At 61.7% G+C, this 11,136-nt stretch carries 9 protein-coding genes, 1 pseudogene and 1 riboswitch; of the genes and pseudogenes, 8 read left to right on the forward strand and 2 right to left on the reverse strand.

Annotation, left to right across the window (positions count from 1 at the left end):
- The 7 genes and pseudogenes from AC4FWB_RS33505 to AC4FWB_RS33535 all read left to right on the forward strand — a co-directional run.
- Positions 1-123, forward strand: a pseudogene (locus AC4FWB_RS33505) (IS481 family transposase); the annotation flags it as partial.
- A 256-nt stretch (positions 124-379) separates the two neighbouring features.
- A riboswitch (SAM riboswitch) is annotated at positions 380-457 on the forward strand.
- A gap of 70 nt (positions 458-527) precedes the next feature.
- Entirely contained in the window at positions 528-1,715 is a 1,188-nt protein-coding gene (locus AC4FWB_RS33510; protein WP_491030502.1) for an O-succinylhomoserine sulfhydrylase, read from the forward strand.
- 188 nt (positions 1,716-1,903) lie between these two features.
- On the forward strand, positions 1,904-3,412 hold the full coding sequence (gene arfA / locus AC4FWB_RS33515; RefSeq protein WP_491030503.1) for an arabinosylfuranosidase ArfA: 1,509 nt from the start codon (positions 1,904-1,906) through the stop codon (positions 3,410-3,412).
- A gap of 324 nt (positions 3,413-3,736) precedes the next feature.
- Entirely contained in the window at positions 3,737-5,020 is a 1,284-nt protein-coding gene (locus AC4FWB_RS33520) for an extracellular solute-binding protein (RefSeq protein WP_491030504.1), read from the forward strand.
- 83 nt (positions 5,021-5,103) lie between these two features.
- Positions 5,104-5,988: a carbohydrate ABC transporter permease gene (locus AC4FWB_RS33525; protein ID WP_491030505.1), complete on the forward strand. Its 885-nt coding sequence runs from the start codon at positions 5,104-5,106 to the stop codon at positions 5,986-5,988.
- The gene (locus AC4FWB_RS33530; RefSeq protein ID WP_491030506.1) at positions 5,985-6,875 is read left to right on the forward strand and encodes a carbohydrate ABC transporter permease; all 891 of its coding nucleotides are present in this window, start codon (positions 5,985-5,987) and stop codon (positions 6,873-6,875) included. Before AC4FWB_RS33525 ends, AC4FWB_RS33530 begins: the two co-directional genes overlap by 4 nt.
- A gap of 69 nt (positions 6,876-6,944) precedes the next feature.
- Positions 6,945-7,877 carry an ArsR/SmtB family transcription factor gene (locus tag AC4FWB_RS33535; RefSeq protein WP_491030507.1) on the forward strand — a complete coding sequence of 311 codons (933 nt, stop codon included), beginning with the start codon at positions 6,945-6,947 and terminating at the stop codon, positions 7,875-7,877.
- A gap of 34 nt (positions 7,878-7,911) precedes the next feature.
- Here AC4FWB_RS33535 and AC4FWB_RS33540 read toward each other — a convergent pair whose 3' ends face one another.
- Complete coding sequence (locus AC4FWB_RS33540) at positions 7,912-9,057, reverse strand: ceramide glucosyltransferase (protein WP_491030508.1); 1,146 nt, start codon at positions 9,055-9,057, stop codon at positions 7,912-7,914.
- 221 nt (positions 9,058-9,278) lie between these two features.
- Between AC4FWB_RS33540 and apaG the strand changes: the two genes are divergently transcribed.
- On the forward strand, positions 9,279-9,671 hold the full coding sequence (gene apaG / locus AC4FWB_RS33545; RefSeq protein ID WP_292339828.1) for a Co2+/Mg2+ efflux facilitator ApaG/CorD: 393 nt from the start codon (positions 9,279-9,281) through the stop codon (positions 9,669-9,671).
- 196 nt (positions 9,672-9,867) lie between these two features.
- Here apaG and AC4FWB_RS33550 read toward each other — a convergent pair whose 3' ends face one another.
- The gene (locus tag AC4FWB_RS33550; RefSeq protein WP_491030509.1) at positions 9,868-10,899 is read right to left on the reverse strand and encodes an Hsp33 family molecular chaperone; all 1,032 of its coding nucleotides are present in this window, start codon (positions 10,897-10,899) and stop codon (positions 9,868-9,870) included.
- Positions 10,900-11,136 lie beyond the last annotated feature (237 nt).

Genomic DNA, 11,136 nt, shown 5'->3' on the forward strand with positions numbered 1-11,136 from the left:
GCCGAGTTGCCCGTTTGGATGCATCGCTACAATTGGCATCGCCCGCATGGCGGCCTAAAATCCAAAACACCCATCAGTCGCCTCGCATTGTCCGAGGACAACCTGTTGAGGCTCCACAGCTAGAGCAATTCACCGTTTCATGGAAACGGCGACCGCTCGACCTTTTTGTTTTGACGCAATTCCGGACGGAAAACCGTTTCACACTTTTCCTGGAATTGCTCTACCTCTTTGTTTTGACGCAATTCCGGACGGAAAACCGTTTCACACTTTTCCTGGAATTGCTCTAAGGCCGGGCCAGCGCATGGTTGCAGGCTCCTGCCTGGTACAAACCTCTTAATCAAGCCGGCAATTGACGCAAGCGCGGCGCGGGTCTAAAGGGTCGTTATCCCGTGGTGATTTGGCCGGTCGGCTTGCAGCCACGTTAAACAAGTCGCTAAAGGACCGTTGGCCGCAAGGCCGTATGGACCGGTTGCGACATCGCGGCCGGTTTTTTTGTGTTTGGACGGTTCTTAGGGTTGGACTAGGCGATGACGAAGACGCGCAATTGGAAGCCTCAGACGGCACTCGTGCATGGCGGAACGCTGCGTTCCGGTTTCGGCGAGACCGCCGAGGCGATGTATCTCACCCAAGGCTATGTCTATGAGACGGCTCAGGCGGCGGAAGCCCGCTTCAAGGGCGAGGAGCCTGGCTTCATCTATTCGCGCTACGCCAATCCGACCGTCGACATGTTCGAGAAGCGCATGTGCGCGCTCGAAGGCGCGGAAGACGCGCGCGCCACCGCTTCCGGCATGGCGGCGGTCAGCGCAGCACTTCTCTGCAGCGTCAAGGCCGGCGATCACATCGTCGCGGCGAGGGCGCTGTTCGGCTCCTGCCGCTGGGTGGTCGAGACGCTGGCGCCGCGCTACGGCATCGAGGCGACGCTGATCGACGGCACCGACATCGCCAATTGGGAAAAGGCGGTCAGGCCGAACACCAAGCTGTTCTTCCTGGAGAGCCCGACCAACCCGACGCTGGAAGTGGTCGACATCACCGCTGTCGCCGCTTTAGCCAATTCGATCGGCGCACGCGTGATCGTCGACAACGTGTTCGCCACGCCGCTGCAGCAGAAGCCGCTGCAGCTCGGCGCCCACATCGTCGTCTACTCGGCCACCAAGCACATCGACGGACAGGGCCGCTGCCTTGGCGGCGTCATCCTGTCGGACAAGAAGTGGATCGACGAGAACCTGCACGACTATTTCCGCCACACCGGCCCGAGCCTGTCGCCCTTCAACGCCTGGACGCTGCTCAAGGGGCTTGAGACGCTGCCGCTGCGCGTAAGGCAGCAGACCGAAAGCGCCGGCAAGATCGCCGACTTCCTGGCAAGCCGGCCGGAGATCGCCCGCCTCATCTATCCAGGCCGGGCCGACCATCCGCAGGCCGATATCGTCAAGAAGCAGATGTCGGGCGGCTCGACGCTGATCTGCCTCGACGTCAAGGGCGGCAAGCAGGCGGCCTTCGCCTTCCAGAATGCGCTCGACATCGTACTGATCTCCAACAATCTCGGCGACGCCAAGAGCCTGATCACCCATCCGGCGACGACGACGCACAAGAACCTCAGCGACGAGGCGCGCGCCGAGCTCGGCATCGGCCCGGGCACGCTGCGTCTGTCAGTCGGGCTTGAGGACGCCGACGACCTGCTGGCCGACATCGATCGGGCGCTGAAAGCGGCGAAGTGACGAGACCGGCTACTTCCCCGGTTTGACACTAGGCGGCGGGCAGCGCTTCGGCGGGCTCGAACCGAATGTCTGTACCTGCAATATCCAACCCCAAAGTCGCCTCAAGCTGCGATTGACACTGGCCGCCACCAATGTTCATATACTCGGATACATATCAAATTAAGTGATATAAAGGGTAGGCGACGGACATGAAGGCGCATGTAGCGATCCACCGGGATTTCAAGATCGGAACCATCGACGATCGCATCTACAGCGCCTTTCTGGAGCATCTTGGACGCGCCGTCTATGGTGGCATCTACGAACCGGGCCACGAGACCGCCGACGAGGATGGGTTTCGCGGCGATGTGCTGGAACTGGTGCGCGGCTTGAACGCGCCGCTGGTTCGCTACCCCGGCGGCAATTTCGTTTCCAACTACGACTGGCTGGACGGGATCGGACCGAAGAACCAGCGGCCCGTGCGGCTCGACTATGCCTGGAAGACGACCGAGACCAACGAGATGGGGACGGACGAGTTCATTCGTTGGTGCCGCAAGGCCGGGACCGAGCCCATGCTTGCGGTCAATCTCGGCTCGAAGGGGTTTACCGAGGCGCTCGCCATGCTCGAATACTGCAACCATCCGGGAGGCAGCTACTGGAGCGACCTGCGCAGGAAGAACGGCTCAGCCGAACCGCACAATGTTCGGGTCTGGTGCCTCGGCAACGAGATGGACGGCCCGTGGCAAATGAACCATCGCACGGCCCATGAATATGGTCGCGTCGCAAACGAGGTCGGTCGCGCCATGAAGGTCTTCGACCCGACACTCGAGCTCGTCGCCTGCGGCTCCTCCAACCACAACATGCCCACCTACCCCGCCTGGGAAGCCGAGGTCCTCGAGCTCGCCTACGAGAATGTGGACTACATCTCGCTGCATCAGTACTGGGACAACTGGGACGATGACTACCTGAACTTCCTCGCCAAGTCCGTTCCGGTCGACCGCTACATCCAGACGATCGGCGGCGTAATCGACTACGTGAAGGCGAAGAAGCGCTCCAAGCACAACGTCCACATCTCCTTCGACGAGTGGAACGTCTGGTATCACACCCGAAAGAGAGGAGTGAGCGACGGCGACGGGGTCAATTGGGCCAAGGCGCCCAGCTTGTTGGAGGACGCCTACAATTTCGAGGACGTCCTGCTTGTCGGCTGCGCGCTCAACACATTCATCCGCCGGTCGGACCGTGTGAGGATCGCTTGCATCGCGCAGCTCGTGAACGTGATCGCGCCCATCATGACGGAAACCGGCGGGCCGGCCTGGAAGCAGACGATCTACTATCCCTACTACTACGCCTCGCTCTACGGCCGTGGCGATGCTTTGAACGTCGCCGTCGACGTTCCGACCTACGATGCCAAGGTGGCGGATGATGTTCCCTATCTCGACGTCGCCGCAGTACGGGGCCGGGACGGCGGGACCGTGGCGTTCTTCATGGTCAACCGCCATCCGGACGAGGCTTTGGTTGTTGACATCGATATGGCCGGCTTCGCGCCGAAGAGCATCGCCGAGCACGTGTTGATTGCCCATCCCGACCTCAAGGCCACGAACACGGCCGCCAAGCCGGAGCGCGTCTCGCCCTGCAAGGGTGACGGAATTTCGGTCCTCGACGGCAGGGTCAAGGGGAGTTTGCCGCCGAGATCTTATCACCTGGTACGCATAAGCGTCTGAGACCGCGGATAGGCGAGAGCAGCGGACGCTCATGTATATCATAAAATATGATACATACCATAAGATTGGTTGACAGGGTGCACGGCAAAGGTATCGTGGGAGCCTGAGGATCAACGGATCCCGATCCGCGTTTGTTGTGCCATGCCGCGAAGGAGTAGCGGGCGTGAGGAGCGTCCGGACTAGCAGGATGTCTGTCGCCGATCCTGATGGAATAGCGGGAGGACGGGGTCGCAGGATTGGCTGCTGCCGACAAGCCATTTGGAGGAATTCGAGCGCTGCGGCGACTTCTCGAAGCAAGCGGAAATAACCGAAGGGAGGATCACGATGAAGAGAATTCTGAAGAAGGCGCTCGTCACGGCGGCCCTGATCGCATTCGCTGCCGGCGCGCAAGCGAAGGAGACGGTGGTCTGGTGGGATTTCCTGAGCGGCGGCGACGGCGTGCGCATGAAATCGCTGATCGATCAGTTCAACAAGGAACACGCGGATTCGATCGAGATCCAGGCGACGACGCTTGAATGGGGTGTGCCGTTCTACACGAAGGTCCAGACCTCGGCCGCCGTCGGCGAGGGGCCGGATGTCATGACTTACCACCTGTCGCGCCTCCCACTCGGCGTCTCCACCGGGACGCTGCGTGAAATCACGCCTGAGGAGTTGAAGGCCGCCGGCTTCTCGGCCGACAACTATGCGCCCGCCAACTGGAAAGCCGCCCAAGTGGATGGCAAGCAATATGCCATTCCCTTCGATATCCATTCGGTCGTTCTCTACTACAACAAGAGCAAGCTCGCCGCGGCCGGTCTCCTCGGCGAAGACGGCCTGCCGAAGGGCCTCGACGGCGCCGACAATTTCCACGCGGCTCTCGAGAAACTGAAGGCCAGCGGCTCGGAATATGGCGTCTCCATCCACAGCGCCGCCGGGGACTCGCAGTGGCGCATCTTCTACTCGCTGTTCAGTCAGCAAGGTGGCAAGTTCCTCGCCGACAACGGCAAGTTTCTGGAAGGTGACAATCTCGACAAGGCAGTCAAGGCCACGAGCGTCGTCGCCAAATGGGTCGCCGACGGGCTGGCGCCGAAGTCGACCGACTATCCTGCCTCGATCGCGCTCTTCACGTCGGGCAAGGCCGCCATGCATATCAACGGTGTCTGGGAAGTGCCGACCTTCACGGATCTCGCCAAGCAAAACAAGCTTGGCTTCGAGTGGGGAGCCATCCAGCTTCCGACCTTTTTCGACCAGCCGGCGACCTGGGCTGACTCGCACTCCTTCGCGATCCCGAACCGCAAGGGCAAGGAGATCTCGCCGGAGAAGTTGAAGGCAGTGCTGGAGGTCGTGAAATGGATGAACGAGCATTCGCTGTTCTGGGCAACCGCAGGGCACATCCCCGCCTTTACACCGGTCACTTCGAGCGACGATTTCAAGAAGATGCAACCGAACGCCACCTATTCGACACTTGCGAAAACGGCGGTGTTCGATCCTAGCTCCAAGCTCGCCGGCGTGGCGTCGCCGGTCTACGATGCGGCAGGCAACTTCCTGATGCCGGCGATCAACGGCGAGCTCGATCCGCAGGGAGCGATGGAGCAGATGCGCGACGATCTGGACGGTCAGACCGAGTAACCTCCCAAGGAGTCCGCCGACGGCCACGGTTGTCGGCGGACGGCCTTCGGAGGCGGGTTGGATCGAACAGGAGGCCCGGTCCGATGCTTGCAAGCACCAGACGCAGCGAACGCCGCAGCGCTTTCATTCTGATTGCGCCCTTCCTGCTCATCTATTGCGTGCTCTTCATATATCCGACCCTGAAGATGCTCGAGCTCTCTTTCACAAACGCGCCGCTGATCGGCGAGGGCGATTGGGTCAACTTCAAGAACTATGTCCGGCTCTTCGGCGACAGGCTGTTCAAGACGGCTGTCTGGAACACCGGCTATTTCGTCGTGCTCACCGTGGTGCCGAACGTGGCGATCGGCCTCCTCATCGCACTGATGGTGGACCGGCTGAAGGGATGGACGCAAAGCATCGTCCTTGCCGCCTTTTTCCTGCCCTACATTCTGCCAGTCTCGGTGGTCTTCCTGATATGGCGCTGGATCCTCGACCTTCAGTTCGGGATTGCGCAGTACCCGATCGAGTTCTTCTACGGTCAGCGGGTGCCTGTGTTCCGCACGATCCCTTGGTTCCTTCCCACGGTAGGGCTGATCACGATCTGGTGGACCAACGGCTTCAATGTTTTGCTCTTCATCGCGGGGTTGAGAAACATATCTCCGGAAATATATGACGCCGCGGCGATCGATGGCGCCAATCGCTGGCAGCTGTTCTGGAAGATCACCTGGCCGCTGATCTGGCCAGTCACGGCGCTTGTGGCGACGATCCAACTCATCCTGCAGCTCAAGATATTCGATCAGGTCTATCTGTTTTCGATCGGCGGCCGTTCCGAGCCGACAATGGTGCTGGTGCAGTACATCTACGTCACGGCCTTCCAGCGCAATCATGGCGGCTATGCCGCAACGGTTGCCACCGCGCTGTTCGTGTTGATCGCCGCGCTCTCGGTTCTGCAATACCAGGTGCTGCGCGCCAGGGGAGCCGAGCGATGAGCGTCGAAACCGGCCGCATCAAAATTCCAACCGCCCGCGCCGAAGGCGCGCATCGCAAGCTCCGGGCCTTCGACATTGCGGGACTGTCTCTGACGCTGGCGACGTTCGCATTCGCAATCGTCTGGGCCTTTCCGCTCTACTGGGCCATGGTGACCACGCTCAAGCCGGAATACGAGGTAGTTCAACCCGGAGTGCGCTTGTGGCCCGAGACCTTCACGCTCGAGGCCTACACCTACGTTCTCCTGAACACGAAGATCGGGCTTTGGTACCTGAATTCGCTGGCGACCTCCGCAGCGGTTACCGTGATCGTCATCTTCATTGCGGCGACCTGCGGTTATGCAATATCGCAATTGCGCTTCCCGGGCCGCCATTCGCTCTATCTGACGATCATGGCGAGCTTCATGATTCCCATCCAGGCGCTGATAGTCACTCACTTCGTGCTGATGTCGAATTTCGGCGCCCTCAACACCTGGCTCGGCACCATCCTTCCTCAGCTCATCGTTCCGGTCGTCGTCATCGTCTACAAGCAGTTCTTCGATTCGATCCCGCGCGACTTCCGTGAGGCGGCGATCATGGACGGCGCCAACGATTTCCAGCTTCTCTTCAAGATCTACCTGCCGATGAACTGGGGGGTGACCACGGCACTGGCCATCATCACCTTCATCGGCGCATGGAACGCTTTCCTCTGGCCGTTCCTGGCGCAGAGTTCCGAAGAGACGATGAACATCACGGTCGGCGTCACGCAAGTGCACTCCGCCTTCGGTGTCCAGTATGCGCGTGAGCTGGCGGGCGCCGTGCTGGCAGGACTTCCCGTTGCTCTGGCCTATCTGATTTTCCAGCGCCGCGTGACTCAGGCGATAACGCTCTCGGCCGGCATCAAAGGCTGATCATCAGTTTGACTATCAATAATTATGATATAAACAGTGCCTCCTTTCTCGCCAAGGTCGCCGTCTTCCATGAAACCCAACTTCCTCACCATCGATCCAGAGGACGACATCGAGATCTTGAAGGGACTGGCGTCACCGATCCGCGTACGCATCCTCAAGCTCCTGCGCAGCGAAGGCCCACTCAACGTCAACGACATCACCCGCCGGCTGGAGCTGCCGCAATCGACGGTCGCCATCAACGTACAGACACTCGAGGAAGCCGGCCTGATCGCGACCGAGGCCGTCAAGGCCAGGAAGGGCCATCAAAAGATCTGTTCGGCCCGCTTCGATGAGATCATCGTGCGGTTCGAGGGGGAGGAGGAACTTCAACGCGACGCGAACGTCATCGAAGTCGCGATGCCTCTCGGCCTGTTCACCTCCGTCGAGGTCAGTCCGCCTTGCGGTCTGTGCTCGACCGATGGCGTGATCGGCCTGCTGGACGTCCCTGATTCCTTCCTCGATCCAGCGCGTGTCCAGGCGGCGCTCATCTGGTTCGGAATGGGCAGCGTCGAGTACAAGTTTCCGAACAACGCCAAGTTGCTCAATGCCCGGATAGAGTCGATCGAGTTCTCGATGGAGCTCTCATCGGAGGTTCCCGGCACCAATATGGACTGGCCTTCCGACCTCACGCTCTGGGTGAACGACGTCGCTGTCGGCACTTGGACGTCGCCGGGCGACTATGGCGACAAGCGCGGTGTCTATACACCAAGCTGGTGGAAACTGGCCGGCTCGCAATATGGCAAGTTGAAGAACTGGCGGATCGGCCAGTCGGGGTCCTTCATCGACGGCGTCAGAATCTCCGACGTCACAATGGACGACCTCGGCATCACCAAACATCGCTCGATCCGGATGAGGATCGGCATCGACGCGAAGGCGAAGCATCCTGGCGGCGTCAACATATTTGGGCGCGGCTTCGGCAACTATGACCAGGATATAGTCATGCGGCTTGAGCTCGGTCGCTGACGACGAACGAGGGCGTGCGTCGCCTGGGCGTGGCTCAGGCGATCTCTTCCAGTTCGGTTATCGCGCTGGTGCGGATCGTCATGGCGTTGCCGCGCCACTCGACGGCGCCACCCAACCAGCCGCGCGCCCAGATGGCGGGAAGCATCGCGTCGCGCACGATCATCGCGGTCACGCTGCGCGGTGACATATACCAGCCCTTGGACCAGGCGAGCAGGCATTCCGGCACATAGGCCATCGCCAGAACGCAAAGCGCCGTGGTGGGCAGGCTGACGCCGGCGCTGGCCGCCGCGATAAGCGCGAGCAGCAGCGGCAACGCCACACCAGTCAGGATCTCGGGGGCAAAAAACAGCGGGAAGGTGACGCGGCGCAGCCGCGCCCAGCGCGCCTGGCGCGACCAGATTTCGGCGAACGCGCGCTGGCCGAGCGGCTGCTCGAACGGCGAGGCGACGAGATTGACGCGCAGTCCCAAGCCGTTGACCAGCTTGGTGGCGGCCGCGTCCTCGGCGATCTCGGCGGCTAAAGCCTGGATGCCGCCGTTTGCGTCGAGCATCGGCTTGCTCCACAACATGCTCTTGCCTTGGGCGAAGCCAAGGCCGAGCGCCTCGCCCGCATATTGCCAGCGCGCCTGCAGCGTGTTGAGGAAGGCGCATTCGACTTCGGCCCAAAACCCATCCGGCCGCGAGCCGATCGGCGTCGAGCAGACGAGGCCGGTATCCGGCCGCCAGGCCGCCATCAGATGCTGGACATAGTCCTTGGGCATCAGCACATTGGAATCGGCGAGGATCACCCAGTCGTGCCGCGCCGCCTGCCAGCCCTTGACGCAGTTGTTGAGCTTGGGATTGGCGCTGACCCTGTCGTCGCCGACGAGCAGCCGCGCCGGAACCTTGGGGAAGCGCGCGATCGCGGCATTGATCAGCTTGACCACGGGGTCTTCGGCGCCGGCGACGCAGAAGATCAGCTCATAACGCGGCCAGTCGAGCGAGAAGGCGCGATCAAGCGTCTCCTCGGTGAACGGCTCGACGCCACGCGACGGCACAACGATAGAGACCAGCGGCTGCTTCTCCGCGAGCGGAGGAATGATGCGACGCGCCTTCAGCCGCGACGATGCAAGCAGGATGCTGGCGAAATTTGAAAGAAGAAGGGCTGACGAGGCAAAGGCGGCGGCGAAAGTCGGTTCCATCGAGATCTGGTCACTCCGGAAAGGCCGCCCGCGGCCGTTTCATCAGTCGACAGAGCGCCCGAGTCGCCCGGCACAGTGCTCGCACACCAACATTGTCATGTGTCACTTAAATGACATTGTTTGTCGGCACTGCGCTTTGAGGTCGGCAGGTTACGCCGCTTTCCGTTGATAAAGCCGCGGAGGGCGACAAATATTGCCCTGACGCAGCACCGGAGTTGCCCATGTATCGCGCCGTCACGCGCAACATCGAAGTGCAGGTCAGGCCGTTCTATCTGGAGGATCGTTCCGATCCGTCCGAGAACCGCTATGTGTGGGGCTATCAGGTGACGATCGACAACCGGTCGGACGAATTCGTGCAGCTTATGTCTCGGTACTGGCACATCACCGACGGGCGCGGTCGCGTCGAGGAAGTGCGCGGCGCCGGCGTCGTCGGCGACCAGCCGGAGCTCAACCCCGGCGACAGCTACCAGTACACGTCGGGATGCCCGCTCTCGACGCCATCCGGCATCATGGTCGGCCATTACACGATGCGCAACGGACGCGGCGAGACGTTCGACGTCGCCATCCCCGCCTTCTCGCTCGACATGCCGGGGACAAGGCGGACGGTGAATTAGGATAAGTTCGCGAAATCCCGAGCGACAGCGTCTTTCTCTCCGTCACTATACGGGGAGAAAGGCGCCAAACTTTTGAGATTTACTTCAGGTTCGACGGCAGCGCCGGGATGTGGCGCCATCTTCACCGACGTTCGCGCCGCCCCTCATCCGTCACTTCGTGACACCTTCTCCCCGTGAAACGGGGAGAAGGAAGAGGCTACTGTGCCGCGAATTCCGCCGGGTCGAAGTCGTACTGCGTCGAGCAGAACTCGCAGGCGACGTGGATGCCGCCGTCCTCGGTCGAGTCCTTGATCTCGTCGGCTGAAAAGCCTTCGAGGATGCCGCGGATCTTCTCGCGCGAGCAGGAGCACTGGTCGGCGACGGGCACGCCACGGAAGACGCGCACGCCGTGTTCGTGGAACAGCCGGTAGAGCAGCCGCTCGGCGCCGACCGTGGGGTCGATGAGCTCGGTCGGCTCAGTGGTGCCGAGCAACGCCAGAAGTTCCTGCCAGGAATTGTCGGCCGGCTGGTGCGCCGCGTCGCGCGGATCGCCGTCGCCGCCGGAAATGTCGGGCACGCGCATGCGCTCCGGCGCCTGCGGCAGGAACTGCGCAAGGATGCCGCCGGCGCGCCATTGCTCGCGGGCGCCGCCGGGGCCCGGCGTCACCAGCTTGGCGACCGACATCTTGAGATCGGTCGGGATCTGCTCCGACTGGCGGAAATAGGTGCGCGCGGCTTCTTCCAGCGACGTGCCGTCGAGCTGGACGATGCCCTGATAACGCTGCGTATGCGCGCCCTGGTCGATGGTCAGCGCCAGCACGCCGGTGCCGAGCAGTTTCTGCTGCGAGGTCTCGCCGGCGGCAACCAGCGCCTGCAGCCGGTCGGCGTCGAAGCGCGCATAGGCGCGCAGCGCATGCGGCGTGGCGAAGTCCGCCACCAGCATGTCGACCGGCCCATCCGTGCGTGTCTGCAGGATGAACTTGCCCTCGAACTTCAGCGACGTGCCGAGCAGCACGGTCAGCACGCAGGCTTCCGCCAGCAGGCGCGCCACCGGTTCGGGATAGTCGTGGCGACCGAGGATGGCGTCGAGCATCGGCCCGAGCTGCACGGTGCGGCCGCGCACGTCGAGTGGCGCCACCTCGTAAGGCACGACATGGTCGTCGCCGGCGAAGCCGAATTCACCGAGTTTGGGTTGATGTTCAGCCAATGGACGGGTTTCCAGCATGACAAAGCTCCGGGGCGCGACCATCCCGCTTTCCAGGCGGCATGGGTCCAAGCGCGTTCGATTTCAGTGATGGCCCCCAAATAGGCATCACATATCCCCGGATCAAGTCAGCCCTTCTCAAGCGCCCAGGCACCTAGGGCTATCGCATATGAGTGAAGAGGCGGAGTAGGTCTTGATCGGCCCATCGTGCTTTGAGTCGTTTGTGGCTGAGCGGGATGTTTTCGGGGTCGGCTCTGAGAACATTGAGCGTGAGGCGCCGAA

This window comes from Mesorhizobium sp. LEGMi-168a (genome assembly GCF_058312955.1).